Here is a 23,876-nt window from a genome sequence, read left to right on the forward strand (position 1 = left end):
CCGCCGCGACCGGAGCTCCCCGCGACACCGCCGGCGCAGAATGCTTCGCGGACAGTACCCGAGAAGCCCTCGGAAGTCAGCACCGCGGTCAGCCATTGACACGTGCGTCGACGGGCCGTGCCGACGCGGCCACAAGGCGTGCCCGTCGGAACTCACGCATCGGCAGCAGTCGCCCGAACGAGGGACGAACTCGACATCGGTGACGCCTTCACCGTTCGATGGCGTCGCGCGCCGACGGCGTCCAACACGTCGACGTCCGCCACATTTACGGTCACGGAACGCGAGTGGACTGGTGGTAGTACAGGCGCCAGCCGCAGCCGTCCAGGTTGCGCCACAGCGAGCTGCGCAGGGCCCGCTCACCTGCGATCGTCGTCGCGTACGTCACCTGCACCAAGCCCGGCGCGAGCACCGTGCCGCGCATGTCGGTGGGTTCGTAGCGCGCGCCGGCCTTCGCCGGGAGCGTGGCGAGCGTCGTCGCGCGGTCCCAGCGCCGGCCCGAGGTCCCGATCTCCACGAAGTCCGGGTCCAGGTACCGCGCGGCGAGTTCCGGCGACGCGCGCACGGCTGGCGTCATCAGTTCCAGCTCACCGGCGATCGCCGCGGCCACACCGTCCGGGGCGAGGCCGAAGTGGTCCTCGAGCTCGTCGGCGACACTCGCCGGGTCGCGGGTGCCGTCGATCGGGATTACGTGGATGCCGAGGGCGCTCGCCCGATCGGCGGCGTCGTCGGCGAGGATGCGGTCGCGTTCGAGGCGGTTGCGGCGGGCCCGCGCGGGGTCGGGCTGGTCGGCACCGAAGCGGGCCGCGCGGGGCAGGGTCGCGGCCTGGTGCGACTGCCACTCGGGGGTCGGGACCAGGATCGCCATGCGCCGGGCCGCGTCGGTGACGGCGGCGACCAGGTCCGGGCGCAGGTTCCAGCCGTCGACCAGGACCGGGCGGGGACTGACGAGGGCGCGCAGGTCGTCCAGGACCCACGGGAACTGCTCGGCGAAGTTGGCCAGCGCCACGTCGGCCATCTCCTGCGGCGTCGACGAGGTCCAGTACGCCGACCAGTCGGGCGGGGGCTCGCCGCGCCGCCGGCGGGCCGCGATGCGACGGTCCTCGTGGGCGCGGGCGTCGTGATAGTCGCAGTGGTAGTGGGTGAGAGCGTGCCGGGCGGTGAGCAGGGCGGCGACCGTGGTCTTGCCGGACCACTGGCCGCCGCCGATCCAGAGCGCGTCGCGGACGGTCGGCCACTGCACGGCGGTCACGCGAACCAGGCCCGGACGTTGTGGTCCTCGTCGGTGGGCAGGTGGTCGTTGACGAGGGAACGCCAGGCCCGCCGGCCTTCGGCGCCGGCGATCGACTTGGGGGTGGCGGGCGGGGGCGGCAGCTCACTGGTGAAGGCCCGGCGGAGGGTCGACTCGACGGCGGCGTCCTTGTCGGGGCTCGCGCCGTACACCAGCCACAGCCCGAGCGTGAGGAACGGGCGGGCCTCCTCGTCGCCGTGCCAGGCCCCCGGTTCGTGCAGCCGGCACCAGGCGAGATAGCGCACGGCAGCCGCCGTGGCCTCGGGACCCAGCGCCAGCGCCGACGCGACCAGGCCGGCGAGGGTCGGGGCGGGTTCGACGTTGTTCATGGACCGGACCAGCAGCACGGCGGCGAACAGCCGGGCGACGTGGCCGCGCCAGCTCGCCGAGCCCGGCGTGACCTCGCCGTCGGGGATCCTGGTGTACGTGGTCAGTTCCAGGACCTCGGCGGGGGGCCACGGCACCTGCTCCGGCAGGCGGCGGGCGACCATGAGCTCCTCGATGCCGCGGCGGTGCTCCTCGACGCGCATGCCGTAGTCGTAGGTGGCCATCTCGCGCACGATCGAGGCGTTCAGCCGGGTCCGGACCCAGTCGCGCAGCGCCAGCTCCGAGGGGCGCAGGTCCTCGAGCTGCTGGGCCAGGTCAGCCATGGCGCGAGCCTGCCACGCAACTCGGACGCCCGGCAAACGCATTGCCGGGCAGGCACCCGGGATCAGTAGGTGACGAGCTCGGTGAGGGCGGCGCTGGTCGCGTCGTCGGCCGGCAGGAACGCCTCCAGGCGCAGCTCCGCGAGGGTGACGTCGGTGGCGGTGCCGAAGTGCGTGAGCGTGGTGATCAGCCGCAGGTCCCGGTCACCGGTGCGCAGGTGCAGCGGCACCGCGTAGCCCAGGTACTGCGGCGACAGCTGCCGCGGGCGCGGCGGCGCCAGGCCGGTGAGCTCCTCGGCGAGGCGGGCCAGGCGGTCGCTCGGGTTGCGCACGCTCTCGGCCTTGACGCGGTCGATGATGTGCCAGGCCCACTCGTCGAGGTTGGCGATGCGCGGGGCGAGCCCGTGCGGGTGCAGCAGGACCCGGGGCACGCTCACCGGCGCGGCGAGCAGCTCCGGGGCGACGCCGCGGGTCAGCACGTGGAAGCCGGCGTTGGCCGAGACGAGGTCGCCGTGCCGGTCGACGATGACCGCCGGGAACGGCAGGTGGCCGTGCAGGATGCGGTCGAGGGCGGCGCGCACCGGCGCGAGCTTCGGGTCGTCGAGGTCGCGCTGCGGATACGCGGGCGCGAACCCCGCGGCCAGCAGCAGCTCGTTGCGCTCCCGGATCGGCACCTCCAGGGACTCGGCCAGCCGGATGATCATCGACCGGCCCGGGACGGAGCGGCCGCTCTCGATGAAGCTGACGTGCCGCTGGGTGGTGCCGGCCCGCACCGCGAGCTCGAGCTGGCTGACGCGCCGGCGGGTGCGCCAGGTCCGCAACGCGCCGGCGAGTCCTTGGGTCATGGCTCCTGTGTACCGCGTCGTAGCGCCGCCCGGCGATTCCTTGCAGGGAATTGTCGCGGCGCGACACCCGCCGCAGAGTCGGGGCATGAACCTGAAGGATTTGACCGACCGGTACGTCGCCGTGTGGAGCGAACCGGACGCGGACCGGCGCCGTGCCGCGATCCGCGAGCTGTGGGCCGACGACGCGGTCCACGTCCTGCAAGCGCCGCTCGAGTTGCGCGAGGCCGCCGCCGGGCTGGGCTTCGACCGGCTCGTGCTGGAGGCCCGCGGGCACGACGAGCTCGAGTCCCGGGTGACCCGCGCCTACCAGGAGTTCGTCGCCCCCGGCACGTTCGTGTTCCAGGCCGCCGGCGCCGCCGAGCGGCTCCGCGAGGTGGTGAAGTTCCGCTGGGAGATGGTGCCGCGCGCCGGCGGCGACCCGGCGGGCGCCGGCCTGGAGTTCCTGGTGCTCGGCCCGGACGGGCGCATCGTCGGCGACTACCAGTTCATCGAGGGGTGAGCATGCGCAGCTATCGCGTCACCAGCGGAGCCGGCATCGACGGACTGTCGCTGCGCGCCGAGGAGCCCCGCCCGCTCGGCCCCGGGGAGGTGGCGGTCGCGGTGCACGCGGTGTCACTGAGCTTCCGTGAGCTGCTGGTCCTGCGCGGCCGGTACGTCCTGCCGGTCAAACCCGATGTCATCCCGGTCTCGGACGGCGCCGGAGAGGTCGTCGCCGTGGGTGCGGGTGTCGAGCGGGTACGCCCCGGGGACCGGGTCACCGCCACGCTGTTCCCGGAGTGGCAGGACGGGCCGTTCCGGCCGGCGGTGCTGCCGCAGCTGGGCGGGTCCCTCGACGGCCTGCTGACCGAGCTCGCGGTCCTGCCGGAGCGGGCGCTGGTGCCGATCCCGGCGCACCTGTCCTACGCGGAGGCCGCGACCCTGCCGTGCGCGGCGGTCACGGCGTGGAACGCCCTTGACGGTGTTCTGAAAGAGCACACGGTGCTGACGACCGGGTCCGGTGGCGTGTCGCTGTTCGCGGTGCAGCTGGCCAAGGCGCTCGGCGCGACGGTGATCGCCTCCACCGGCCGGACGGACAAGGAGCGCCGGCTGCTCGGCCTGGGCGCCGACGCGGTCGTCAACTACCGCTCCGACCCCGACTGGCCGGCCAAGGTCCGCGCCCTCACCGGCGGTCTCGGCGTCGACCGGGTCGTCCACACCGCCGGCCCGCTGGATCAGTCGCTGCGGTCCCTGGCCGTCAGCGGGCAGGTGGCGTTCGTCGGATCGGTCGACGGCGAGTGGCCGCCGCTGGACCCCCGCCTGGTGTTCGGCGCCGCCGCGACGCTGCGGGCCATCGCGGTCGGCAGCCGGGCCCAGTTCATCGAGATGAACGACGTGATCGCCGCGCACGAGCTGCGTCCCGTGATCGACCGGACGTTCCCGTTCGAGGAGGCACCGGCCGCGTTCCGCTACTACGAGTCGGCCAACCCGCTCGGCAAGGTGATCATCAAGGTCCGATGACGGCGGGTCGAGCCGTTGCACCTCAGTTGGAGAATGAGTCGTGCGCCGTCGAAGCCTGGAGGTCCTCGGCCTTGCCCGGGACGAGCATGGGCAGCTCATCGCCACGACCGGACATCCACTGCTGAGCGACGAGGACCGGCGCGAGCTGCGGCCGGTCCTCCGCGCCTACGCGGTCCAGCGGGCGGCGCTGGCGCGATCCCGGTGGTTGTGGGGCTATCACGCGTTGCGTCTCGCCACGGCCGTGTGCGCCGTTGCCGTTCCGGTTGTCGCGCTGGTGATCTGGGTCGGCGGCTCGGAGACCCTCTGGGCGGCGCTGACGTCCTATCTGCTGTTCGGCGCGATCGCGCTGCTCGGCCACGGCATCCAGCAGAACGGCGCCGTCAAGCCGTACGTCACGGCCACGGTGATCGCCGCGGTGGTCGCCGCGGTGGTCACCGCCGTCCTCGCCGTGTTCACCGGGCTGTGGAGCGGGATCGCGTCCGGGATCGCGGCGGCCGGCGCGCTGCTCGTCCTTGCCGAGATCCGCCTGTTCGGGTTGATCGCCGTCCGCACCGCCGTGGTCGTGCCGCTGGCGATGCGCCGGGCCGGGTGGCTGCTGCCGCCGCAACTGGCCGCGGTCCACCTTCTGCAGCTGCTGGATGGCCTGCACCGGGCCCGCTCCACCTGCCGGCACCCTCGGCGCAGGCGCAACTTCCTCAGATGGATGGGCGAGTGGATCGACTTCGTGCAGTGGGACCTCCCCCGAGCCGCGGCCGGCCTGCGCCTCGGCGCAGCCATCACCACTGATGCCCGTACCCGCGCCACGCACCTCGCCGGCCGGCTGCGGCAGCTCCACGTCCGCCTCGCACACGATCATCAACTCGAGGAGTACGACCGTGTCAGCACTGAGGCCGCCGCCCTGGCGATGGCACTGGCGCGCGGCGACTGGTCCTGGGTGACCCAGGAGGACCAGACCGAGGTCGGGCCGGGGCGCGTCATGCGTGCCCTGAAGAAGGTCGTGCCGTGCGCCGTGCTCGCCCTGACGGCGGTCGCGCTTCCCTACCTCCCCGGGGTCACCGCCTCGGCGGCAGGCCTGGTCGGAGTTCAGGTCGGGCTCGTGCTCGCCGCCGCGCTGAGTCTGATCCCGATCGAGGTGGCGCACCGCGAGAACGTGATGTCGGCCTACACCAACGCGAGCCGGCCGAACCCCTGAGCCGGCGGTGGTCAGCGGGGGAGCGGGAGGGCGTCGAGGGTGGTGATGACGCCGGGCGGGGTGGGGGGTTCGGCGGTGCGGTCGAGGGTGAGGCCGTGGTAGCCGAGGGCCACGGCGGCGGCCACGAGCTCGGGATCGTCGTCGACGAACAGGCACTCGTGCGGTGGGAGGCCCACGAGGCGGCTGCCCTCGGCGTACATGCGCGGGTCCGGTTTGCGGCAGCCCAGGATTTCGGAGATGGCGAAGCCGTCGAAGTAGTGCGCGATGTCCAGGCCGGCGAAGGTCGCCTCCAGGCCTGCCCAGTTGTCGGAGACCACCGACATGCGGATGCCCGCCGCCCGCAGCCGGTCGAGGACGGGGCGGACGTCGGGGTACGTCTCGATCACCGGACCCGCGGCCGGCGCCTCCAGCTCGTGCAGCAGCCGATCCGACGGGTGCGGGATGTCGAGCATCGCGAGCATTTCGCGGTGGTAGGCGGTCCGGTTCGCCGTGATGAGGGAGGCGTCGAGGAAGCGCTGGCCAGCGGCGATCGCCGCCGGGAAGAGGTCCACGTCGACGTCGGGATGGTGGGACGACACGATGCCCTCGAAGTCGAACCGCGGATTCCACCGCCCGCCGATCGGCTGCGTCAGCACGCCACCGGCATCGAACAGCACACCCCGAATTGTGCTCATCGCGCGAATCCTACCGCCGGTGCGCCTCAGCGGGCGGCCGCGACCAGTGCGGGCAGCACCTCGGCGGCGGCGCCGCGCAGGTTGATGGTGCTGACCACGTCCAGTGCCGTCGGCGCGGGGTTGACCTGGATCACGGTGGCGCCGGTGCGCCTGGCGATCCGGGGGAGCTCCGCCGCCGGGTACACGACGCCGGACGTGCCGACGGTCAGCAGCACGTCGCAGTTGGCGGCCGCCTCGTTCGCGCCGGTCCAGGCCGCGGCGGGTAGCACCTCGCCGAACCAGACGACGCCGGGGCGCACCAGCATCCCGCAGGCCAGGCACCGCGGCGGCGGAACGCGGCGCCCATCAGCGTCGGGGTCGGCCTCGGGGTCGGGCTCTGCGTCGGCCGCTGCGTCGGGGTCGCCGTCGGCACCGGCGTCGGCGGGCGGGTCGGGAAGCGTGCCGGTGAAGGGGTGGGCGTCGGGGCCGATGCAGCGGGGCGCGAAGAGGCTGCCGTGCAGGTGCAGCGGCGCCGGTGAGCCGGCCCGCTCGTGCAGGTCGTCGACGTTCTGGGTGATGACCACGCTGCCGGGGACCATGGCCTCGATCGCGGCCGTCGCGAAGTGCCCGGCGTTGGGTTCGGCCCGGCGCACGCGGTTGCGGCGCCACTCGTACCAGCCCCACACGAGATCCGGGTCGCGGTGGAACGCCTCCGGCGTGGCGAGTTCCTCGGCCTCGTAGAGGGCCCACAGGCCGGTGAGGTCGTCGCGGAACGTCGGCACCCCGCTCTCGGCGGAGATGCCGGCGCCGGTGAAGACGACGACCCGGCGGGCCTCGGCGAGGATCGCGGCGGCGCCGAGCAGTGCATCGGTGTCCATCGACAAGATCCTGCCACGGAACTCAGGCGTCGCGCAGCGCCGCGTCCAGCAGTGCGCGGGCGGTGCGGCGCACCGTTTCGGCGGCCTCGACGCGGGTCTGGCCGGCGATGTCGACGAGCCAGATCAGCGACTCGATGCCGGTCGCGGAGCGGATGGCGACGGCGAGCCGGCGCACGTCGACGGCCGGATGGGCCCGGGCCACCGGCTCGAGGGCGTGCTCGATCCAGCCGATGGCCCGGCCCTGCCGCAGGGCCGGCCGGGCTCCGGACTGCTCCGGCGACGGCGCCAGGGACAGCCGCAACGAGGTGCGCAGCTGCGGCTCCCAGTCGAAGTTGTACCGGGTGAACGCGGCCATGAACGCGTCGAGGCGGGCGATGGGCTCATCCGGCGCGTCGGGCGGGAGCAGCGTGTCCGGGGAGAGCTGCGGGTGGGCCGCGAGGAGCAGGCTGCGCTGATTCGGAAAGTAGCGGTACGCGGTCGTGCGGGACACCCCGGCGCGTTCCGCGGCGTCCTCCACCTGCGGGGTGGAGCCCTCGGCGAGCAGCGCGCGGGTCGCGTCGACCAGGGCCTCCCGGGTCCGGGACTTCTGCTGCGTGCGGCCGGTCGCCTCATATGGTACTGACATCGCCACCATGGTACCGTAATCCCATGGTACTGGAGTCCCATGAAGTAGATCCGGTGGTCACCGACCCGGAGCTGTACTCGGTGCTGTTCGAGAACGAGCGGGTCCGGGTCCTGCAATACCGCGACCACCCCAGCGACACGACCCACCCGCACCGCCACCCGGACAGCGTCATGGTCACGCTGGCCGACTTCCGCCGCCGCGTCCACGCCGGCGGCCGCGAGGTCGAGGTGGAGCTCACGGCGGGGCAGGCGCGCTGGGTCGGCGCTCAGGAGCACGTCGGCGAGAACATCGGCACGACGGACAGCCACGCGATCTTCATCGAGTTGAAGGAGCCCGTGCCGACCCCGCGGCCGGCGGGGGACATGCCACTCGGCCCGTCCACCGGTCAGGCCGGGTAGGCGCGGGTCTCCGTCGCCTTGACCGCGGCCCACACCTGCTGGCCGGGGGAGAGGTGCAGGTGCGCGGCGGCGGCCGGGGTGACGTCGGCGGCGGCGGTGATCGGTCCGCTGAGCTGGATGCGCAGGTTGTCGCCGTGGCGCTGGACGCCGGTGACGGTCGCGGCCCACGTGTTGCGGGGGCTGCCGTCGGGCCGGTGCGGGTGCAGCGCGACCGCGGAGGGCCGGAACACGACGAACGCGTCGCCGTCGAGCCGGTCGGCGGCAGCGAGCGCGAACCCGTCACCCACGACCACCGTGTGGCCTTCGGCGCGTCCCCGGTAGAGGTTGAGGCCGACGAGCCTCGCGACGTAGTCGGTGCGCGGCTGCGCGGTGATCGCGGTGGCGTCGCCCTCCTGCACGACCCGTCCGTCCTCGACGATGACGAGCCGGTCGGCGAGGACGAGCGCGTCGAGCGGGTCGTGGGTGACCAGCAGGGCAGCGCCCTGGTGTTCGGCGAGATGCCGTTGCAGTTCGGCCCGGGTGTCGAGCCTGGTCCGGGCGTCCAGGGCGGCGAGCGGTTCGTCGAGCAGCAGCAGCGCCGGGTGCACGGCCAGGGCGCGGGCGAGCGCGACCCGCTGGGCCTGTCCTCCGGACAGTTGCCGGGGTTTGCGGCGGGCGTGTTCGGCCAGGCCCACCCGGGCCAGCCAGTCGGCGGCCTGGTCGCGGGCGGCGCGCCGGTCGACGCCGTGGCGGCGGGGCCCGAACGCGACGTTGTCCAGCGCCGACAGGTGCGGGAAGAGCAGGTAGTCCTGGAACACGACGCCGATCGGCCGGCGCTCCGGCGGGACGTAGCGGCGCAGGTCGGGGCGGTCGAGGTCGACGCCGTCGACGGTGACGTGCCCCGCGGTGAGCGGCTGCAGGCCGGCGAGGGCCCGCAGGGCGGTGGTCTTGCCGGCGCCGTTCGGGCCGAGCAGGGCGACGACCTGCCCGGGCTCGATCCGGAGGCGGACGTCGAGCCGGAACGTGCCGCGGTCGACGACGATGTGCGCGTCCACTTCGGCCGTCATGGGCTGGTGATCCAGCGGTCGCGGAGCCCGGCGAGGATGGCGACGGAGACGGTGAGCAGGATCAGGCTGAGCACGATCGCCGCGTCGAGGTCGGTCTCCAGGGCCAGGTAGACGGCCAGGGGCATGGTCTGCGTGGTCCCCGGGTAGTTGCCGGCGAACGTGATGGTGGCGCCGAACTCGCCGAGCGCGCGGGCCCAGCACAGCACCGCCCCGGCGGCGATGCCGGGCGCGACGAGCGGCAGCGTGACGTGGGTGAACGTGGTCCACCGGCCGGCGCCGAGGGTGGCGGCGGCCTCCTCGAAGCGGCTGTCGGCGCCGCGCAGCGCCCCTTCGACGGCGATGATGAGGAACGGCATCGCCACGAACGCCTCGGCGATGACGACGCCGGTGGTGGTGAACGGGAACGTGATGCCGAACGTGGTGTCGAGCCACTCGCCGAGCAGCCCGCGGCGGCCGAAGACCAGCAGCAGCGCCACACCACCGACGACGGGCGGCAGCACGAGCGGGACGGTGACCAGGGCGCGGACGAGGCGCCGGCCGGGGAACTCGATCCGGGCGAGGAGCCAGGCGAGCGGCACGCCGAACAGCACGCAGACGACGGTGGCGAGGGTGGCGCACTGCAGCGACAGCCTCAGCGCGGTGAGCACGCCGGGCTCGGTGAGCCGCTGCGGCAGCGTGGTCCAGGGCGCGCGGACCAGCAGACCGATCAGCGGGAACGTGAGGAACAGCAGGCCGAGCCCGGCCGGCACGAGCAGGCCGAGCGGGACCCGCTGGCGCCGGGGAGGAGCTTCCTCCCCGGCTTTGTCCACGATCGGCATTGCGGGGATCTTACGGGGCCTGGAAGCCGGCGGTGGTGAGGACGGCCTTGCCCTTGTCCGACAGGACGTAGGCGACGAACGCCTGCGCGCCGGCCGGGTTCTTGGCCTTCTTCAGCACGATGATCGGGTAGTCGTTGATCGCGCCCGCGGACTCGGGGAACTCGATGCCGTCGACGTCGGCGGTGGCGGCCTTGGCGTCGGTGCGGTACACCAGCGCCGCGTCGACCTCGCCCAGCTTCACCTTCGACAGGGCGGCCTTCACGTCCTGCTCCAGGGTCACCGGGGTGAGCTTCACCGCGGCGGCGTCGAGGGCCTTCTTCGCGGCGGCGCCGCACGGCACCTGCTCGGCGCACAACGCGACCTTCACGCCCGGCTTCGTCAGGTCGGCGAGGGCCTTGATGCCTTTCGGGTTGCCCTTCGGCACCGCGATGACGAGCTGGTTCTTCACGAACGTGGTGGCGGTGCCCTCGCCGCCGCCCGCGTCGGTGACGGTCTTCATGTTCGCCGGCGCCGCGGAGGCGAACACGTCCGCGGGCGCGCCCTGGTTGATCTGGGTGGCGAGGGCGGAGCTGCCGGCGAAGTTGAACGTGACCTTCGCGCCGGGGTTGGCGGCCTCGAAGTCCTTGCCGATCGTCTTGAACGACTCGGTCAGCGACGCCGCGGCGAACACGGTGACGTCACCGGTGACGGTCGCGGCGCTGCTGGCGCTGCCGACCGACGGCTGCGGACTGGCGGTCTTCGTATCGTCGCCGCACGCACTGAGCCCTGCGACGGTCAGCGCCGCGAGCGTGATTCGGATCCAACGGGATGTCACGAGCTGTTCCTCCCCTTATTCGCGACGGCCGGGGTGGAGCGCTCCACCACGACCGTGGTCGACTTGATCACTGCGATGGCCACCGACCCGACCTGCAGGTCGAGCTCGTCGACGGCCTCCCGGCTCATCAGCGACACGATCCGGAACGGGCCGGCCTGGATGTCGACCTGCGCCATCACCGTGTCCTTGACGACCGCGGTGACGATCCCGCGCAGCCGGTTGCGGGCCGAGGACCCGTCGGCCCGTCCGTCGGGCTCGGTGCCCTGGGCCCGGACGAACTGCGCGAGGTCGACGCCGTCGACGATGCGGTGGTCGTGCTCGTCCCGGGTGGCGGGCAGGCGGCCTGCGTCGACCCAGCGCCGGACGGTGTCGACGCTCACGCCCAGCAGTTCGGCCGCCTCACTGATCCGGAAGACTGTCACCCGGTCACCCTAGTCGGCCGCATCTGCAGCAGAAAATCCGCCGAGAGGCTCGCGTCTTCGAGGACCTGGCCCCGGCAGCCCAGCATCTGCATGATGGAGTGATGGACGGGGCAGCGCGACGGTGGGCTGAGGTGCTCGACCTGCTGGTCGAGGTGGTGCCGCCCGGCCCGGCCGGGGTGATCGTCGACAGCTTCGACGGCCACAGCCGCGTCGTGGCCGACCGGCTCGCCGCGGCCCTGCGGGCCGGTGGGCGCAGCTGTGCCCGGCTCCCGTCCGCCGGCGCCCCAGGGCCTGTTTCAGAAGGGATGGCCGGGCTGCGGCGGGCCCAGACGCCGCCTGGAACCACCCCGGTCACGTCCGGATACAACCCCGGTATCCGGACGCGCCCGGCGCGGCCCCAGCCGACGCCTGGACCTCGCCTCGCTCCGACCCCCCTTCTGAAACAGACCCTGGTCGTCGCGGACGGGCCGCAGTGGCGCGCCCAGGCACCCGACGGCGGGTGGACCGTGGTCATCTGGCTGCGCACCCCGCCGCCCGCCGCCGTCGCGGACCGCAGCGCCGGCGCCCACGTCGTCATCGACCTGCACGACCCGGGTTGGCCGGTGATCCGCCACGTCGACGCGGCGTTGACCGGCCGCGACCGGTGGTACCTGGCCGAGTCCCGGGCGTTCTTCGCCGCCCGCGCCGCCACCTGGGACACCAGGTTCGGCGACGACCAGCCCGCCTACGCCGCCGCGGTCGCCGAGAGCGGCCTGCCCGTCGGCGCGACGGTGGTGGACGTCGGCTGCGGCACCGGCCGGGCGCTGCCCGCGCTGCGCGCCGCCGTCGGCCCGACCGGCACCGTCGTCGGCCTGGACGTCACCCCGCAGATGCTCGCCGTCGCCGCGTCGCCCGGCGCCGCCGCGGCCGCCGGGCTGGTCCTCGCCGACGCCCGCCGGCTCCCGTTCGCCGACGCCGCCGTCGACGCGATCTTCGCCGCGGGACTCATCATGCACCTGCCGGACACCGTCGCCGGCCTGCGCGAACTCGCCCGCGTCACCCGGCCCGGCGGGCGGCTGGTGCTGTTCCACCCGTCCGGCCGGGCCGCCCTCGCCGCCCGCCACGGCCGGGCGCTGCGCCCCGACGAACCACTCGCCGAAGGACCGCTGCGGATCTCGGCGGTCGGCACCGGCTGGCGCCTCGTCAGCTACGACGACCCGGCACACCGGTTCCTCGCCACCGCCGTGCGCACCCCCGACGGGCAAGGGTCCGGCCACTGAGACGGTGTCGGCAACGCGACGGTGCCGGGCATCCGCGCTGGTCATCGGCTGTTTCGGAGGTCCTTTGGCCTCGACATCGTCGACTATCGTCGCGAGGCAGCACCGGCCACCGCTCGGGTCCACGTCCGGCCGTTGCGCGACCCGTCGGTGTGACCGGCACCGACCGTCGCCGGCACCCGGCTCAGGGAGGCGGCCATGCAGCCATGTGAGCCGTACGGCGGCACGGCCGTCGACGCCAACGGGTTCTGCACCGGCTGTCCCGCGTACCGCGGGCTGCCCCAGCCGGAGCCTCCCGCAACGACAGCTCGGCCCTGCCGTGCACGACGCTGCGCTGTCCCTGGACCGCCGGCAGCAGCCGCGCCGCGGCCGAGTCGAGCAGCCGGCCGGCCGTGGCGTGGTCACCGGCCTCCGCGGCGGCGCGGGCGAACTCGGCCTGGACGCGGGCCTGGTACACCGGCTCGCGTGGATCCGGGAACGACCGCATCGCCGCATCCACGCCCCGGACCTCGGCCGACGCGGACGCGATCAGCGACAGGTGGTACGCCCGCATGTCGCCGCGCTGCCCGTCCATCCGGTGCTCCGCCTCGGCGATGAGCTTCTTGGCGTGCCGCCGGTCGCCGATGGCCGCGTAGGCCTGGGCGACCGTTGCCAGGCCCTTCGCCCGCAGGTCGGTCTCTGTCGAGGAGGCCGGCCGCCGCAGGACCTTCTCGGCGTCGCGCAACAGCTCGCGGGCGAGGCCGGCGTCTCCCAGCCGTGCCGCGGCGCGTGCGGCGACCGAGAGGTCGCGGGCGGTGAGCCAGTCGAGCCCGCCGTGCCCCACCACGTTGCGGGTCGCGTCCACCATGCGCCGGAGCCGCTCCCGGTCCCCGCCGGCCGCGGCGACCTCGGCCAGCCCGGCGTACGCCTGGATCGCCAGGCCGATGTGCGCGGCCAGGAACTCCGCCCGGCCCCAGTCGCCGCGCAGGGCCCACCCCACCGCCACCGCCGGCGGATATCCCAGGCTGCGGTCGGCGATGACCTCGATCAGCCGGTAGCTGCGCATCGCCAGGACGCACGCCTCGCGCAGTCCGCCGTCCATGGCAGTCACCGTAGCGTCACGGTGCGAGGCGTCGATGAAAACTGGGTCGCGCCCATGACACTGCCGTCGCTACCGTCGAACCACTGACGATGATCGACGGGGGTACGGGTGACGATCCAGACGCTGACCGGTGTTGCCTCGCAGCTGCTGCCGGAGACCAGCGGCATCGTGCTGCTCAACGGGTTCGACCGGCGCGGCCTGGTGGTCGTCACCCGCGACGGCGTCGACCGCACCGCGCGGTTCCAGCGACTCCAGCGACCGACGGGATGTGACGTCCGAGCCATGGGACGGCGCCGGCGGCACCGGGGCGGATGGCCGGCGCGGGTGTGGCCGATCCCCCGGGTGTCGGCGTGGCGGCTGGCTCGGCGGACCCGGTGACTGGCGCATCTTACCTACAGTTGTGCCCGATGTGCAGGTAGTGATTCTGGGGTGGTGGCGCGGGTAGCATCCGGGTATGAGAACCGCGCCCCACGCGGTCGACACGGGTGCCGAGATCCGGCAGATCGAGGACGCCGAGGGTTACATCGCCTCGATCTGCTTCAAGACCGGCCCACCCACGTCGATCGGCGTCGAACTCGAGCACATCGTCCACACCCCCGACCACCCCACCCGGCCACTGGACACCGCCGCGCTCGCCGCCGCGCTCGGCGGCCACGCCCCAGCGGCGCTCGACCCGGACGGCCCGCACGACCCGATGCGGCACGACGGCGTGCTGAGCATCGCCCCCGGCGGCCAGATCGGCCTCGCCGCCCGACCGCAGGGCTCCCTCGCCCGGCTCCATGCCACGGTCAACGCCGAGCTCGGCCAGCTCACCGACCTGATCACCCGCGGCGGCTTCGGCCTCGCCGGTGTCGGCATCGACCCGCACCACCCGCCGAGGCGGGTGCTCTCATCTCCCCGCTACCAGGCGATGGCCGCGTCCTTCGCGCGACGCAGCAGCGACGGTCGCACGATGATGTGCAGCACCGCCGGCCTGCGACCCAGCCTTGACGCGGGACCGCCCGGCGGCCTCGCGGACCGGTGGGCCGCCGTGCACGAGCTCGGCCCGACGCTGCTCGCCGTGTTCGCCAACTCCCCGGTGCACGCCGGCCGCGACACCGGCTGGGCCTCCACCCGGATGCGCACCTGGTATGGGATCGACCCGGGCCGGGCCGGCACCGTGCCGACCGGCCCCAACCCCGCGGAGGCGTGGGCGCGGTATGCGCTGCGGGCGCCCCTGCTCTGCGTCCGCCGCCCCACCGGCAGCTGGGCCGTGCGGCCGGGTGTCACGTTCGCCGACTGGATCACCGGTGCGCTGCCCGGACGCCCCACGTTCGACGACCTCGACTACCACCTCGGCACGCTGTTCCCGCTCGTGCGCCCACGGGGTCACCTGCAGGTCCGCTATCTGGACACCCAGCCGGGCGGCGAGTGGTTCGCGCCGGTCGCGGTGCTGGCGGCGCTGCTCGCCGACCGGGCCACGGTCGACACGGCCCGGGAGCTGTGCGCACCGGCCGCCGGCCGGTGGCTGGAGGCGGCCCGCTACGGCCTCACCGACGCCGTCGTCGCCCGGACCGCTCCGGCGGTGCTCGACCTGGCGTTGCGGGTGCTGGAGCGCGACGGGCTGCCCGAGCCGTTGCACGACGAGGTGGTCGACACCGTCGAGCAGCGGTTCCGTCAGGCGTGGCCGCACCTGCACCGTTCGTGACGGATGCCGCCGGCGTTCACGGCGGGCGGGCGCGTCTGCACCGTCCATGATGGACGCCGCCGGCGTCCAGCGCGGCTCGGTGAGCAGTTCGCGCCCGCACCGTCCATGATGGACGCACCGAACCCCGTGGACGCACAGCCCTTGGGTGCGGCCGACGCGCTGGACGCGGTGGATGCGCCGTCCGTGGGCGCCGCCGGTGCGCGGTCCGTGGTGAGCGCGCCCGACGCGGTGGACGCGCAAGACGCGGTGGACGCCGCCGGTGGTCAGAGGGCCGGAGGCGGTGGCTCGGGAAGCGGGTGCGCCCCCTGCGGGCGCAGCCCGTCGAACAGGATGCCGAGGTATCGCCGCCACAGGTCCGGTGACGCGCCGGGCGCGTAGCTCGCGACGTAGTTCGGCGCGCACATCAGCAGGATGACGTCGGTGCCGGTGACGTCCGTGCGCAATGCGCCGTGGGTGCGGGCCCGGTCGACCAGGTCGTGCACGGTCCGGTACATCTGCTCCCGCGCCTCGGCCACGGCGGCGTTGGTGTCGCCGGCCACGTGCAGGAACGACAGGTCCCGCTGCTGCCGCTGCTGCGCGGCGATGGTGAGGAACTCCAGCAGCGCGCCGCCCGGGTCGGCCGCGTCGCGCAGCCGGTCGCCGGCGGCAGTGAGCTCACCGACCCGGTCGAGCACGATCGCGGCGATCAGGTCGTCCTTCGTCGGGAAGTGGCGGAACACGGTGCCCTTGCCGACGCCGGCCCGGCGGGCGATGTCGGCCACGGACGCGTCCATGCCCCGCTCGGCGAACTCGTCCGCGGCCGCGGCCAGCAGCGCCGCCCGGTTGCGCACGGCGTCGGCGCGCGGCGGACGGGTGTCGGTCATGCCGCCATCGTACAAGTTGACCGCGCGGTCCGTTTATGGCTATGGTCGGCGAGACAACATGACCGCACGGTCCGTTTATGGAGGATGGTATGCAGGCAGTCGTCGTCAACAACTACGGCCCGCCGGAGGAGTACCTGGTGGGCGAGCTTCCGGCGCCGCGGCCGGGCCCGGGGCAGCTGCTGGTCCGGGTCGCTGCGGCGTCGATCAACCCGGGCGACATCGTGATCCCGAGCGGCAGGTTCCGCGACGTCGCGCCGCTGTCGTTCCCGCACGTGCCGGGCAACGACTTCGCCGGCACGGTCAGCGAGGTCGGACCCGGGGTGACCGGTTACGCCGCCGGCGACGAGGTGTTCGGCTACGCGGCGCCGCGGGCACTGCGGGCGATGCTCGGCCCGCGCCCGTCGATGAGCACCGGCTCCCTCGCCGAATACGTGGTCGTCGAGGCCGACACCCCGTTCGTGACGCACCGCCCGGCCGGCGTCACGGCCGAGCAGGCGGCCGCCCTCGCCACCGCCGGCCTGTCGGTCCGGGCGTTGCTGGCCACCGCCGACGTGCGGCCCGGCGAGACGGTCCTGGTCGTCGGCGCGACCGGCGGCGTCGGCACCACGCTCGTCCCCGTGCTCGCCGCCGCGGGTGCGACGGTCATCGCCACCGCGACGGCCGAGGACGCCGACCTGATCCGCGAGCTCGGCGCAACCGAGATCATCGGCTACGGCGACTATCCGGTCGACGTCGACGCCGCGTTCAACGTCACCCTGCCCAGCGACCAGCTGACCGGCGTGGCCAAGGCGGTGCGCCCCGGCGGGCGGCTGCTGACCATCACCTATCCCGTGCCGCAGCAGGACTGGATCGGCCGCGACGACGTCGACCTGCGGTTCGTCCTGGACATGGAGGGCGCCCTGGGCGGGATGCGTGAGGTCGCCGAGCTCGCCGCCGGTGGCAGCCTGCGGGCCACGATCGGCCGACGGTACGCCCTCGACCAGGCCGCGCAGGCATGCCTCGACTTCGACCGCCGGCACACCACCGGCAAGCTCGTCGTCGTCGCGTGACCGGTTACTCCTTCGGCTTGGCGACCACCCATTTCATGCCCCAGTTGTACGCCAGGTCGACGGCCTCGTTCCGGAACTGGTTGGGCGCCTGGACGATGAATCGCGACTCGCGCCGCACGACGAGCTCGCCGTTGACGTTCTCGATGAGGAACAGGGCCGCGGCCCGCGACTGGACCGTGCACTCGTCGAGGCGCATCTCGATCGGGGCGCCGTGCTGCGGATACAGCGTGGCGACTGCGTCGAGGCCGGCGAACGACTCGGCACCGTCGTAGATGCTGGCGTAGATGAGGATCCGGCGGAAGTCGGCGGTGTGGTCGAGGTTGATCGTCAGGTTCTCGCCCGACTCCGACGCTCCGGTGCGGTCATCGCCGTCGAGCAGGATGTACGGTGGCTGGTGCAGCGCGCCGAAGTTGTTCTCGATCGGGTGCACGATGCCCTTGCGCCCGTCGGTGAGCTCCCACAGGCAGCACAGGTCGAGGTCGAGGTCCGGCAACTGGGCGGCCTTCGACTTGCCGAACAGGCCGCGCTTCGCCATGGAGCGCATGGTCCAGTTGAGGTTCACCCGCAGCGCCCCGGAACCGCCGCCCTGCTTGGCGAGCGAGACCGTCGGCGCCTGCTTGGTGAGCGTGACCTTGGTCAGCCGCACCGGAGCGGCGGCGACCGGGGGAGCGACGGGCGGTGCGACGGGCGGCGCGACCGGGGGAGCGACGGGCGGCGCGACCGGAGGAGCGACCGGCGGCGGGGCGGTCGGCGGTGGGTACGTCCCCGGCAGCGCGACCTGCTGCGGCTGCCCGTTCGGCCCGGTCACGGTCACCGACGGCCAGCCCCCAGTGGCGGGCGCGGGTGCGGGTGCGGGTGTGGGCGCTGCGGGCGCGGGGGCCGGTGCGTCGTCGACGGAGATGCCGAAGTCGCGGGCCAGTCCGGCCAGGCCCGAGTCGTACCCCTGCCCGACGGCCCGGAACTTCCACGCGCCGGCCCGCCGGTACAACTCGCCGAAGATGAACGCCGTCTCCGTTGTCGCGCCAGGACTGTCGAACCTCGCCACCTCCGCGCCCGACACCGCGTCGAGCAGGCGGATGTGCAGCTCCGGCACCGCCCCGAACGTCCCGCCGTCCGCGGACGCGGCCAGGATGATCCGCTCCACCGCCGGCTCGACCCGGGCGAGATCCACCAACAGGGTGTCGGTCACCGGGCCGCCGGCACCGCCGGTCTTGCCCTCGTGCCGCACCGCACCACCCGGATGCTGCGGCTGGTTGTAGAACACGAAGTCGTCGTCGTTGCGGACCTTGTTGTTCACCAGCAGCAACGCCGACCCGTCCGCGTCCGGCACCCCGGCGCCACCGCGCCAGCCCAGCACCGCCCGGACCGAGGTCGCCAGCACCGGCAGGTTCGCACCCTTGAGCATCGACATTGGACCATCCTCCCCGTCAGAGGACCACCATACGACGGACACCGGACCAGGTGGCACACCGCCACCCACCGGCACCCGCCGCCACCAGGCCCGGATCGCCGGCGGCCGGTGGTGCGGTAGATGCGGGCCGGAGTGGGCAGTGCAGGCGCTGCCCGTTCGGCACCATGGAGGAGCTGACATGGAAGATCTGAAGCTCGAGATCGTCGTCCTGCCGGTCTCGGACGTCGACCGTACCAAGGAGTTCTTCAACCGGATCGGCTTCCGGGAGAACGCCGACTTCTCCGGCGAGGGTGGGTTCCGGGTCGTTCAGGTCACCCCGCCCGGCTCGACCGCGTCCATCATCTTCGGCAGCCGGGTCACCGACGCGGCCCCGGGCTCCGTGCGCGGCGTGTACCTGGTCGTCGACGACGTCGTCAGGGCCCAGAAGGACCTCGCGACCCGGGGTGTGGACGTGAGCGAGGTGTTCCACGACGCCGGAGGGGTGTTCCACCACGCCGGCACCGAAGGGCGGCTGCCCGGGCCCGACCCGGAGCGGCAGTCGTACGCGTCGTTCGCGACGTTCACCGACCCGGACGGCAACACGTTCGTGCTGCAGGAGGTGACCCGGCGGCTGCCGGGGCGGGTCGAGCACGCGATCTACCGTTCGACGGCCGAGCTCGAACACGCCCTGCGGGAGGCGGCGGCGGCACACGGCCGGCACGAGCAGGAGATCGGCCGCGAGGATCCGGACTGGCCGACCTGGTACGCCGCGTACATGGCGAAGGCGGCCGGGCTCGGCGCCTGACGGCCCGGCCGGTCTTGGCAGGCCCCGGTTCACCCGTCGGTTGGGCCGGCTCATCCGGTGCGCTGGCCGGCGGCCCGGTTCATCCGTCGCGCAGAGCGGCGGCGAGCTCGCGGCGTGAGGTGATGCCGAGCTTGGCGAAGACCTTGCGCAGGTGCCATTCGACCGTGCGCGGGCTCAGGAACAGCGCGGCGCCGATCTCCGGGTTGGTCTGCCCCGCGACCGCCAGCCGGGCGATCTGCGTCTCCTGCGCCGTGAGCTCGTCCGACGGGCCGTCGGACCGCTTGCGGACCGTCTCGCCGGTCGCGGCCAGCTCCCGCGCGCTCCGCCCGGCGAACGCGCCGGCGCCCATGCCGGCCAGGGCGTCGTGCGCGGCGCGCAGCTCGGCACGGGCGTCGGCGCGGCGTCCCTCACGGCGCAGCCATTCGCCGTGCAGCAGCCGGGCCCGGGCCGTGAGCAGGCCGAGGCCAGCCGCGTCGCACCGCGCGACGGCCTCCAGATAGTGCGCCTCGGCCCGTCCCGGCGCGGCGGTCAGCGCGTCGGCGAGCGCGAGGACGCCGAGGCTCCAGTCGGTCCCGGCGGCCGTGGCCAGTTCGGCGAGCCGGTCCCGGGCGCCGGTGGCGACGGTGGGTTCGCCCGCTCGCACCGCGGCCTCCACCAGCTCGGGAAGCACCCTCCCGGCCAGGGCCAGCTCCGCGCCGTCGGCCGCCTGCCGGGCGGCGTGCAGGGCGGCCGGGGCGTTGCCGGTGCCGTTGTGCAGCACGGCCTTGGCCAGCCAGGCCTGCCCGAGCAGGATGCCCTCGCCGCGCGCCTCGGCGTCGGCGACCGCGTCCTCGATGCGCCGCAACGCCTCGGGTTCGGGATCGCGGTACGCGGCGAGCGTGAGCGACGCCTCCGGCGGCAGCGGTCTCCCGATGGCCGACGCGAGGGCCTCACCCTCGGCGAGCACGTCGGCCGCGTCGGCGAACCGGCCCATCAGCACCAGCGTGCCGGCGTGGAAGGTGAGCGCCGCGGGCAGCAGCGACAGCGCACCGGCCGCCCGGGCGAAGCCGACCGCCTGAGCGCTGAGCCGGTGGGCGGTGCCGGCCTGGAACACCTCGTGCGCCGCGGGCGCGGCCAGCCACAGCAGGTCCAGGTCACGGGTCGGGTCGATCGCGTCCAGGGCCAGCCGGAGTTCCGGAACGGCCGGGCCGGGTCCGTCCAGCGCCCAGGCCACCAGCCCGGTGAGCAGCCGCCCCGTGGCGTCGTCCCCGGCCGGCACGCCCCGCGCCGCCTCCGCCGCCCGGCGCAGGTCATCGCCGCCGAGCCGGCCGGCGTGCACGGCCGCGCCGACCGCCGCCAGGTACGTCTCCCGCGCCGCCCCCGAGTCCAGGTCCTCGAGCCGGCGGGCGACGGCCAGCAGCGGCGGCCCGGCCGCGCGGCCGGGGTTGAGCGCGAGCGCGGCCTGTGCGCGCAGCCGCTCCGCCCCGGCCTGCTGCAACGGGTCCAGCGGCCCGAGCTCCGCGGCGGACACCAGGTCGGGCACGAGCGCGGCCGCGCCCGCGTCGAGCCGGGCCTTCGCCGCGGCCAGCAGCACCGCGGAACGGTGCTTCGGGTCGCGGGTCAGCTCGGCGGCGCGTTCGAGGAACGCCGCGGCCGCCGCCCGGCCACCGCGGGCGAGCGCGCGGTCGGCGGAACGTTCGAGCTCGCCGGCCACGTCCTCGTCGGCGTCGGCGGCGGCGTGCGCACGGTGCCACGCGCGCCGGTCGGGGTCGAGGTCCGGGTCGGTGACGTCGGCCAGGGCGCGGTGCACGTCACGCAGCGTCGCCGGGTCCGCGGCCCGCCAGGCGGCGGAGCGGACGAGGGGGTGGCGGAACCGCACCAGCGCGCCGATGTCGACCAGACCGGCCGCCTGCGCCGGGGCGGCCGCGTCCATGCCGACGCCGAGCCGTCCGGCGGCCCGCCACAGCAGGGCCACGTCACCGACCGGTTCGACGGCGGCGGCGAGCAGCAACAGGCGGGTGTCCGCCGGCAGCGCGGCGATGCGCCGCCGGAACCCATCCTCGACCTGACCGGCCAGCGGCCCCGTCCCGAACGCCGCCCCGGGTCCCTGACCGGCCGGCGGTGTCGCTACGGACGACGCTGTGCCTGGCGGTGTCGCGCCGGACACCGCACCGCCCGCGCCAGGTTCCTGACCGGTCGGTGGTGTTGTGCCGACTGCCGCGGCGGACGCGCCGAGATCCTGACCAGCCGGCGGTGCCGTGCCGGCCGCCGGTGTCGCGCCGGACAACGGACCGCCCTGGTCAGCCGTGCCGCGTCCCTGACCCGCACCCGGCGCCGCACCGGACGCCGTGGCAGCCGGCGGTGCCGGGGCAAACAGCGCGCCGAGCGTCTCGCCGGCCGGTGGTGGCAGGCCGGGGGAGCCGAAGCCGAATGCCAGCTCCGCCGGCGTCGAACTGCGGGGCAGCTCCAGCAGGGCCAGCGGGTTGCCGTGGGTCTCCGCGACGATCCGGTCCCGGATGCGGTCGTCGACCGGCCCCGGCAGCACCGAGTCCAGCAACGCCCGCGCGTCCGCGGCGGGCAGCCCGTCGACCCGGAGCTCCGGCAGGCCGGCCAGGAACCGGTCGCCGCCCGGGCTGCGGGCGGCGAACACCAGGGCCACGGACTCCGCGTCGACGCGCCGGGCGACGAACGTGAGGATCACCTCGGACATCCGGTCGAGCCACTGCACGTCGTCCACGACGCACACCAGCGGCCGTTCCGCCGCGGCCTCGGCCAGCAGGCCGAGGACGGCGAGCCCGACCAGCAGCGCCTCCGGCGGATCCCCGGCGCTGAGCCCGAGCCCGGTGGCGAGCGCGGCGCGCTGCGGCTCCGGCAGTGCGCCGAGGTGACCGAGCAGCGGCGCGCACAGCTGCTGCAGCGCCGAATACGCGATCTCGGTCTCCGGCTCGACCCCGGCGGCCCGGGCGACGCGGACGGTGGAGGAGGCGCTGGTCAGGTGCTCCAGCAGGGCGCTCTTGCCGATCCCGGCGTCGCCGCGCAGGACCAGGACCCGGCTGTGCCCGGCCCGCACGTCGCGCAGCAGCCGATCGAGCGTCGCCCGCTCGCGCCGCCGGCCGCGCAGCTCAGGCCGGTTTGTGTTCCCCCGCACGTTGTCCTCCTGCGCGGCGAGCCTACACCGGGCAACGGCGTGGGTGCCTCGAACCCGACGCTCGGTGGTCCGCGCTTCCCGGACTGCGGGAACAGCCACACAACCGTGCGAAGCTCCGCCGGCGAGGAAGCCGGATCCCGGCAGTTGCGCGTGGCTACCCGGTGAGGCGGGCGGTCAGGTCCGCGGCGCCGTCACCCGACACGCGGGGCAGCGCGGTCAGCCGCCCGCACGCCAGGAGCAGCAGCGCGCCGATCGGGGCCTGGATCTCGGGCCCGGTCCCGGCCGACCAGGTGACGTCCGTGGCGACCAGCCGGAACCCGGCCAGCTTGCGGGCCGACGGCAGCGGCGGCGGCCACCGCATCGACAGCACCCGCGTGGTCGCGACCGCCGCGGCGTCCGGCGCGAGGTCGAAGGGCCGGCCGAGCGGGACGGCGATGTCCTGGCTGTGCACCAGGATGTCGATCAGCGCCTCCAGCTGCGTGACGCCGATGTTGTGTCGTCTGTTTCCGTTGGTACGGCGAAGCTCCGCCACGATCCCGCCGGTGCCGAGCGTGGCAGCGCGGGCGCGGGCGGCGTGCTGCGTGGCGCGGTCCATGTTGCCGCGCCAGTGCCGCATGACGCCGAGCGCGTCGCGGAAGCCGAGCTGCTGCATCGTCAGGTGCGCGGCGACGTCGCGCACCGTCCAGCCCTCGCACAGCGACGGCTGTCGCCACTCGTCGTCGGACAGGGTCTCCAGCAGGTCGGTCACTGCGGCCCGCTGGGTGTGGATCGCGGACCAGATCTGGTCGTCGTTCATGGTGCCGGAACCTCCGCGGTGCGGGGACGGATGACGGTGGTGACGAGCGCGGTGATCTGGGCGGTCGGGTCGAACGCCGGGTCGGGCACGGCGAGCTGGTGCAGGACGAGGCCGGTCCAGTGGTTCATGATGATCGGCGCGTCGCGGCCGGGGTCGGTGGAGCCGGCGGTGCGCATCCAATTCAGGAAGTACGCGTTGACCCGGCCGCCGGTGGCCAGCAGCTGCGCGCGCAGCGCGGGTTGGATGCCGGCCTGGACGAGGATGGCGTAGCGGGACAGGGTCAGGGTGCGGTGCGTGCTGGTCGCCTCGTGCGCGAGCGCCGTGAGGGCCTGTGCGAACTCCTGCGGGGTGGTTGGTGCCAGTCGCGTCGCGAGGTCCTCCCAGATGGCGCGTTCGCGGGCGGCGAAGCGTTCGACCACCGCGTCGAGGAGTGCGTCGCGGGTGCGGAAATGGTTGGACGTGGAGCCGGCCGGCAGTTCCGCGGCGGTGTCCACGGCGCGGTGCGTGAGCGCGTGGATGCCGCGCTCGCCGAGCACGGTGATCGCGGCGTCCAGCAGTGTCTCGCGTCGGTTCGCCATACCCCGATACTACGATAGTAGTGCCATTCACTGCAATCGTAGTGACCCTTGAACTGTCCGGGCGCTTCTGGCACGCTCGGCATCGATGTGAGCGCTAACGCATCAAGCCAGGAGTCCGCCG

The 23,876-nt window shown here is 74.1% G+C and carries 25 protein-coding genes; 9 read left to right on the forward strand and 16 right to left on the reverse strand.

Going from position 1 to position 23,876, the window contains the following annotated elements; translation table 11 throughout:
* Nucleotides 1-271: 271 nt before the first annotated feature.
* The 3 genes from ACFPIJ_RS09765 to ACFPIJ_RS09775 all read right to left on the reverse strand — a co-directional run bounded on the left by ACFPIJ_RS09765 (nt 272) and on the right by ACFPIJ_RS09775 (nt 2,780).
* Nucleotides 272-1,249, reverse strand: a complete 978-nt coding sequence (locus ACFPIJ_RS09765; protein WP_380114371.1) for a nuclear transport factor 2 family protein — start codon at nt 1,247-1,249, stop codon at nt 272-274.
* The gene (locus ACFPIJ_RS09770) at nt 1,246-1,938 is read right to left on the reverse strand and encodes a hypothetical protein (protein WP_380114372.1); all 693 of its coding nucleotides are present in this window, start codon (nt 1,936-1,938) and stop codon (nt 1,246-1,248) included. The genes ACFPIJ_RS09765 and ACFPIJ_RS09770 overlap by 4 nt, the downstream gene beginning before the upstream one ends.
* Before the next feature lie 62 nt (nt 1,939-2,000).
* Nucleotides 2,001-2,780 (reverse strand): helix-turn-helix domain-containing protein, encoded by a 780-nt coding sequence (locus tag ACFPIJ_RS09775; protein WP_380114373.1) that lies wholly within the window; start codon nt 2,778-2,780, stop codon nt 2,001-2,003.
* 85 nt (nt 2,781-2,865) lie between these two features.
* On the opposite strand from ACFPIJ_RS09775, the gene ACFPIJ_RS09780 reads away from it, so the two are divergent.
* Genes ACFPIJ_RS09780 through ACFPIJ_RS09790 form a run of 3 tightly spaced genes read left to right on the forward strand, consistent with a single transcriptional unit; the run spans nt 2,866 to nt 5,469 of the window.
* The gene (locus ACFPIJ_RS09780) at nt 2,866-3,279 is read left to right on the forward strand and encodes a hypothetical protein (protein ID WP_380114374.1); all 414 of its coding nucleotides are present in this window, start codon (nt 2,866-2,868) and stop codon (nt 3,277-3,279) included.
* Nucleotides 3,280-3,281: 2 nt separating this feature from the next.
* Nucleotides 3,282-4,277: a zinc-dependent alcohol dehydrogenase family protein gene (locus ACFPIJ_RS09785; protein WP_380114375.1), complete on the forward strand. Its 996-nt coding sequence runs from the start codon at nt 3,282-3,284 to the stop codon at nt 4,275-4,277.
* 40 nt (nt 4,278-4,317) lie between these two features.
* On the forward strand, nt 4,318-5,469 hold the full coding sequence (locus ACFPIJ_RS09790) for a hypothetical protein (RefSeq protein WP_380114376.1): 1,152 nt from the start codon (nt 4,318-4,320) through the stop codon (nt 5,467-5,469).
* An 11-nt stretch (nt 5,470-5,480) separates the two neighbouring features.
* Here ACFPIJ_RS09790 and ACFPIJ_RS09795 read toward each other — a convergent pair whose 3' ends face one another.
* Genes ACFPIJ_RS09795 through ACFPIJ_RS09805 form a run of 3 tightly spaced genes read right to left on the reverse strand, consistent with a single transcriptional unit; the run spans nt 5,481 to nt 7,625 of the window.
* Nucleotides 5,481-6,143, reverse strand: coding sequence for an HAD family hydrolase (locus tag ACFPIJ_RS09795; RefSeq protein ID WP_380114377.1), 663 nt, complete (start codon nt 6,141-6,143; stop codon nt 5,481-5,483).
* A 26-nt stretch (nt 6,144-6,169) separates the two neighbouring features.
* Nucleotides 6,170-7,000 (reverse strand): SIR2 family NAD-dependent protein deacylase, encoded by an 831-nt coding sequence (locus ACFPIJ_RS09800; RefSeq protein WP_380114378.1) that lies wholly within the window; start codon nt 6,998-7,000, stop codon nt 6,170-6,172.
* Nucleotides 7,001-7,022: 22 nt separating this feature from the next.
* Nucleotides 7,023-7,625, reverse strand: coding sequence for a TetR/AcrR family transcriptional regulator (locus ACFPIJ_RS09805; RefSeq protein ID WP_380114379.1), 603 nt, complete (start codon nt 7,623-7,625; stop codon nt 7,023-7,025).
* 23 nt (nt 7,626-7,648) lie between these two features.
* Between ACFPIJ_RS09805 and ACFPIJ_RS09810 the strand changes: the two genes are divergently transcribed.
* Nucleotides 7,649-8,023 (forward strand): cupin domain-containing protein, encoded by a 375-nt coding sequence (locus tag ACFPIJ_RS09810; protein ID WP_380114380.1) that lies wholly within the window; start codon nt 7,649-7,651, stop codon nt 8,021-8,023.
* Here ACFPIJ_RS09810 and ACFPIJ_RS09815 read toward each other — a convergent pair.
* Genes ACFPIJ_RS09815 through ACFPIJ_RS09830 form a run of 4 tightly spaced genes read right to left on the reverse strand, consistent with a single transcriptional unit; the run spans nt 8,011 to nt 11,123 of the window.
* A complete protein-coding gene (locus ACFPIJ_RS09815) occupies nt 8,011-9,069 on the reverse strand; it encodes an ABC transporter ATP-binding protein (protein ID WP_380114381.1) in 1,059 nt (352 codons plus the stop codon). The two genes, ACFPIJ_RS09810 and ACFPIJ_RS09815, sit on opposite strands and share 13 nt — an antisense overlap.
* Nucleotides 9,066-9,887 carry an ABC transporter permease gene (locus ACFPIJ_RS09820; RefSeq protein ID WP_380114382.1) on the reverse strand — a complete coding sequence of 274 codons (822 nt, stop codon included), beginning with the start codon at nt 9,885-9,887 and terminating at the stop codon, nt 9,066-9,068. The genes ACFPIJ_RS09815 and ACFPIJ_RS09820 overlap by 4 nt, the downstream gene beginning before the upstream one ends.
* 10 nt (nt 9,888-9,897) lie before the next feature.
* A complete protein-coding gene (gene modA / locus ACFPIJ_RS09825) occupies nt 9,898-10,701 on the reverse strand; it encodes a molybdate ABC transporter substrate-binding protein (RefSeq protein ID WP_380114383.1) in 804 nt (267 codons plus the stop codon).
* Nucleotides 10,698-11,123, reverse strand: a complete 426-nt coding sequence (locus ACFPIJ_RS09830; protein WP_380114384.1) for a TOBE domain-containing protein — start codon at nt 11,121-11,123, stop codon at nt 10,698-10,700. Before ACFPIJ_RS09830 ends, modA begins: the two co-directional genes overlap by 4 nt.
* A gap of 101 nt (nt 11,124-11,224) precedes the next feature.
* On the opposite strand from ACFPIJ_RS09830, the gene ACFPIJ_RS09835 reads away from it, so the two are divergent.
* Nucleotides 11,225-12,382, forward strand: a complete 1,158-nt coding sequence (locus ACFPIJ_RS09835; RefSeq protein ID WP_380114385.1) for a class I SAM-dependent methyltransferase — start codon at nt 11,225-11,227, stop codon at nt 12,380-12,382.
* A gap of 181 nt (nt 12,383-12,563) precedes the next feature.
* Here the strand turns inward: ACFPIJ_RS09835 and ACFPIJ_RS09840 are convergent, their stop codons facing one another.
* The gene (locus ACFPIJ_RS09840) at nt 12,564-13,460 is read right to left on the reverse strand and encodes a hypothetical protein (protein ID WP_380114386.1); all 897 of its coding nucleotides are present in this window, start codon (nt 13,458-13,460) and stop codon (nt 12,564-12,566) included.
* A gap of 108 nt (nt 13,461-13,568) precedes the next feature.
* Here ACFPIJ_RS09840 and ACFPIJ_RS09845 point away from each other — a divergent pair, with 108 nt between their 5' ends.
* Entirely contained in the window at nt 13,569-13,838 is a 270-nt protein-coding gene (locus ACFPIJ_RS09845) for a hypothetical protein (RefSeq protein WP_380114387.1), read from the forward strand.
* A 76-nt stretch (nt 13,839-13,914) separates the two neighbouring features.
* A complete protein-coding gene (locus tag ACFPIJ_RS09850; RefSeq protein ID WP_380114388.1) occupies nt 13,915-15,147 on the forward strand; it encodes a glutamate-cysteine ligase family protein in 1,233 nt (410 codons plus the stop codon).
* 263 nt (nt 15,148-15,410) lie between these two features.
* On the opposite strand, the gene ACFPIJ_RS09855 is transcribed toward ACFPIJ_RS09850, so the two are convergent.
* On the reverse strand, nt 15,411-16,010 hold the full coding sequence (locus tag ACFPIJ_RS09855; RefSeq protein WP_380114389.1) for a TetR/AcrR family transcriptional regulator: 600 nt from the start codon (nt 16,008-16,010) through the stop codon (nt 15,411-15,413).
* 89 nt (nt 16,011-16,099) lie between these two features.
* On the opposite strand from ACFPIJ_RS09855, the gene ACFPIJ_RS09860 reads away from it, so the two are divergent.
* The gene (locus ACFPIJ_RS09860) at nt 16,100-17,059 is read left to right on the forward strand and encodes an NADP-dependent oxidoreductase (RefSeq protein ID WP_380114390.1); all 960 of its coding nucleotides are present in this window, start codon (nt 16,100-16,102) and stop codon (nt 17,057-17,059) included.
* A gap of 4 nt (nt 17,060-17,063) precedes the next feature.
* Here the strand turns inward: ACFPIJ_RS09860 and ACFPIJ_RS09865 are convergent, their stop codons facing one another.
* On the reverse strand, nt 17,064-18,470 hold the full coding sequence (locus ACFPIJ_RS09865) for a TerD family protein (protein ID WP_380114391.1): 1,407 nt from the start codon (nt 18,468-18,470) through the stop codon (nt 17,064-17,066).
* A 178-nt stretch (nt 18,471-18,648) separates the two neighbouring features.
* Between ACFPIJ_RS09865 and ACFPIJ_RS09870 the strand changes: the two genes are divergently transcribed.
* Nucleotides 18,649-19,254, forward strand: coding sequence for a VOC family protein (locus tag ACFPIJ_RS09870; protein ID WP_380114392.1), 606 nt, complete (start codon nt 18,649-18,651; stop codon nt 19,252-19,254).
* Nucleotides 19,255-19,333: 79 nt separating this feature from the next.
* Here ACFPIJ_RS09870 and ACFPIJ_RS09875 read toward each other — a convergent pair whose 3' ends face one another.
* From ACFPIJ_RS09875 to ACFPIJ_RS09885, 3 genes are all read right to left on the reverse strand, one after another.
* Nucleotides 19,334-22,381: a helix-turn-helix transcriptional regulator gene (locus ACFPIJ_RS09875; protein WP_380114393.1), complete on the reverse strand. Its 3,048-nt coding sequence runs from the start codon at nt 22,379-22,381 to the stop codon at nt 19,334-19,336.
* A 154-nt stretch (nt 22,382-22,535) separates the two neighbouring features.
* Entirely contained in the window at nt 22,536-23,177 is a 642-nt protein-coding gene (locus ACFPIJ_RS09880) for a maleylpyruvate isomerase family mycothiol-dependent enzyme (protein WP_380114394.1), read from the reverse strand.
* Nucleotides 23,174-23,755, reverse strand: coding sequence for a TetR/AcrR family transcriptional regulator (locus ACFPIJ_RS09885; protein ID WP_380114395.1), 582 nt, complete (start codon nt 23,753-23,755; stop codon nt 23,174-23,176). The genes ACFPIJ_RS09880 and ACFPIJ_RS09885 overlap by 4 nt, the downstream gene beginning before the upstream one ends.
* Between the last annotated feature and the right edge of the window lie 121 nt (nt 23,756-23,876).

It is taken from the genome of Dactylosporangium cerinum (assembly GCF_042653625.1).
In the GTDB taxonomy this organism is placed as follows: Bacteria; Actinomycetota; Actinomycetes; order Mycobacteriales; family Micromonosporaceae; genus Dactylosporangium; species Dactylosporangium cerinum.

What these genes read in the sequence shown, in the direction of transcription:
- ACFPIJ_RS09770 (WP_380114372.1), bottom strand. Translation starts at nt 1,938, where the DNA reads ATGGCTGACCTGGCCCAGCAGCTCGAGGACCTGCGCCCCTCGGAGCTG.
- ACFPIJ_RS09775 (WP_380114373.1), bottom strand. Translation starts at nt 2,780, where the DNA reads ATGACCCAAGGACTCGCCGGCGCGTTGCGGACCTGGCGCACCCGCCGG.
- ACFPIJ_RS09780 (WP_380114374.1), top strand. Translation starts at nt 2,866, where the DNA reads ATGAACCTGAAGGATTTGACCGACCGGTACGTCGCCGTGTGGAGCGAA.
- ACFPIJ_RS09785 (WP_380114375.1), top strand. Translation starts at nt 3,282, where the DNA reads ATGCGCAGCTATCGCGTCACCAGCGGAGCCGGCATCGACGGACTGTCG.
- ACFPIJ_RS09795 (WP_380114377.1), bottom strand. Translation starts at nt 6,143, where the DNA reads ATGAGCACAATTCGGGGTGTGCTGTTCGATGCCGGTGGCGTGCTGACG.
- ACFPIJ_RS09800 (WP_380114378.1), bottom strand. Translation starts at nt 7,000, where the DNA reads ATGGACACCGATGCACTGCTCGGCGCCGCCGCGATCCTCGCCGAGGCC.
- ACFPIJ_RS09805 (WP_380114379.1), bottom strand. Translation starts at nt 7,625, where the DNA reads ATGTCAGTACCATATGAGGCGACCGGCCGCACGCAGCAGAAGTCCCGG.
- ACFPIJ_RS09810 (WP_380114380.1), top strand. Translation starts at nt 7,649, where the DNA reads ATGGTACTGGAGTCCCATGAAGTAGATCCGGTGGTCACCGACCCGGAG.
- ACFPIJ_RS09815 (WP_380114381.1), bottom strand. Translation starts at nt 9,069, where the DNA reads ATGACGGCCGAAGTGGACGCGCACATCGTCGTCGACCGCGGCACGTTC.
- ACFPIJ_RS09820 (WP_380114382.1), bottom strand. Translation starts at nt 9,887, where the DNA reads ATGCCGATCGTGGACAAAGCCGGGGAGGAAGCTCCTCCCCGGCGCCAG.
- ACFPIJ_RS09835 (WP_380114385.1), top strand. Translation starts at nt 11,225, where the DNA reads ATGGACGGGGCAGCGCGACGGTGGGCTGAGGTGCTCGACCTGCTGGTC.
- ACFPIJ_RS09840 (WP_380114386.1), bottom strand. Translation starts at nt 13,460, where the DNA reads ATGGACGGCGGACTGCGCGAGGCGTGCGTCCTGGCGATGCGCAGCTAC.
- ACFPIJ_RS09850 (WP_380114388.1), top strand. Translation starts at nt 13,915, where the DNA reads ATGAGAACCGCGCCCCACGCGGTCGACACGGGTGCCGAGATCCGGCAG.
- ACFPIJ_RS09855 (WP_380114389.1), bottom strand. Translation starts at nt 16,010, where the DNA reads ATGACCGACACCCGTCCGCCGCGCGCCGACGCCGTGCGCAACCGGGCG.
- ACFPIJ_RS09860 (WP_380114390.1), top strand. Translation starts at nt 16,100, where the DNA reads ATGCAGGCAGTCGTCGTCAACAACTACGGCCCGCCGGAGGAGTACCTG.
- ACFPIJ_RS09865 (WP_380114391.1), bottom strand. Translation starts at nt 18,470, where the DNA reads ATGTCGATGCTCAAGGGTGCGAACCTGCCGGTGCTGGCGACCTCGGTC.
- ACFPIJ_RS09870 (WP_380114392.1), top strand. Translation starts at nt 18,649, where the DNA reads ATGGAAGATCTGAAGCTCGAGATCGTCGTCCTGCCGGTCTCGGACGTC.
- ACFPIJ_RS09880 (WP_380114394.1), bottom strand. Translation starts at nt 23,177, where the DNA reads ATGAACGACGACCAGATCTGGTCCGCGATCCACACCCAGCGGGCCGCA.
- ACFPIJ_RS09885 (WP_380114395.1), bottom strand. Translation starts at nt 23,755, where the DNA reads ATGGCGAACCGACGCGAGACACTGCTGGACGCCGCGATCACCGTGCTC.